Annotated in this window: 1 protein-coding gene; it reads left to right on the forward strand. The window is 31.4% G+C overall.

Annotation, left to right across the window (positions count from 1 at the left end):
- Nucleotides 1–38: 38 nt before the first annotated feature.
- Nucleotides 39–1,291 (forward strand): IS3 family transposase gene (locus C3E89_RS08490; RefSeq protein WP_442870592.1). Its coding sequence is split into 2 segments (ribosomal slippage): nt 39–321 and nt 321–1,291, totalling 1,254 coding nucleotides; the frame shifts between segments, so codons are not numbered across the junction.
- The last annotated feature ends 115 nt before the right edge of the window (nt 1,292–1,406 follow it).

Below are 1,406 nucleotides of genomic sequence, written 5' to 3' on the forward strand. Positions count from 1 at the left end.
CGATTATAGTAAAATATAATCAACAGGAGGTTGCCAGAATGAGAAGCAAAAATACAAGATATCCAGAAGAATTTAAACGTCAAATTGTTAAAGAAGTAGAGGAAGTTGGTAATGCAACTTTAGTAGCAAGAAAGCATGATATTGTCCCAGGCACGGTTACAAGATGGGTTAGAGAATCAAAGGAAGCTAACAAAACGAATAATCCTCTTAATATAGATTATAGCACTAATTCCTCCTTAGATAAGGAGAATGAGCAACTAAAGAAGCTATTAGGCGAAAAGGATCTTGAAATAGCAATCCTTAAAGACCTACTAAAAAAAACGACCCAAAGATAGAAGATAAAGTAAATATAGCTAATAAGTGGATAGGTTTTGGATATCCAGTGACTAAGGTACTCAAAATACTTGGATTAAACAAATCAACTTATTACTTTAATATAAATAAAGATTCAAATACAAAATCGACAGAAGAACAAAGGCTAGTAAATAAGGGTGGCAGGCCAATCCCAGGTTCATCCAAAACTAATGATGGTAAAACTATTTGTGATGAACAAATTAAAGAATATATCTGTGAAATCATTGAATCCGAAGGATTATGCTATGGCTATTATAAAATAACCATAATACTAAGAAGAAAATTTAATTTAATCATAAATAAAAAGAAAGTATATAGACTATGTAAGGAATTAAACATATTAAGACCACAAAGAACAGTTAAACCAAAGCATCCAAGGAAAATAGCAAAAAATAGAGAGATTACAAAACCTAATGCCCTATGGGAAGTAGATATAAAATATGGTTATATACATGGTGAAGATAGATTCTTTTATGTAGCTTCTTTTCTAGATGTATATGATAGAAACATTGTAGAATACCATATGGGACTGTCATGTACATCGGAGGATATAATTATAATTCTTAAAAGAGCATTAATGAAGCGTGGTCTCTATGATAAAGATGCTACTTTAGTAATAAGGTCAGATAATGGGCCACAATTTATTAGTCATAAATTTGAAGATGCTTGCAAAGAGCTAAACTTAGAGCATGAAAGGATACCATTTAAAACCCCAAATAAAAATGCTCATATAGAATCTTTCCATAGATTATTAGAAGATGAATGTTTATCAAGGTACGAATTTGAAAGCTATGCCGAGGCTTATAAAGAAGTTGCTGAATACATGAAATCATATAATAAAATCAGAATTCATGGTTCCTTAGGATATATTCCTCCATCGGAATTCTATCAAAGAACCTTAGAAGGAACAGCAAAGCCTTTAATAGTCAAACTTTAATGTTTTTCGCTTAAGAGAAGCACACATAAATATTTAGCTGAAATCAAGGGCCTGCGGTAGCAGGGGCGTAGCCTTTACCCTTGATGAGGATAAATATTTATGTATAATAAAAAAA

It is taken from the genome of Clostridium sp. Cult1, from assembly GCF_021655095.1.
Classification (GTDB): domain Bacteria; phylum Bacillota; class Clostridia; order Tissierellales; family Tepidimicrobiaceae; genus Schnuerera.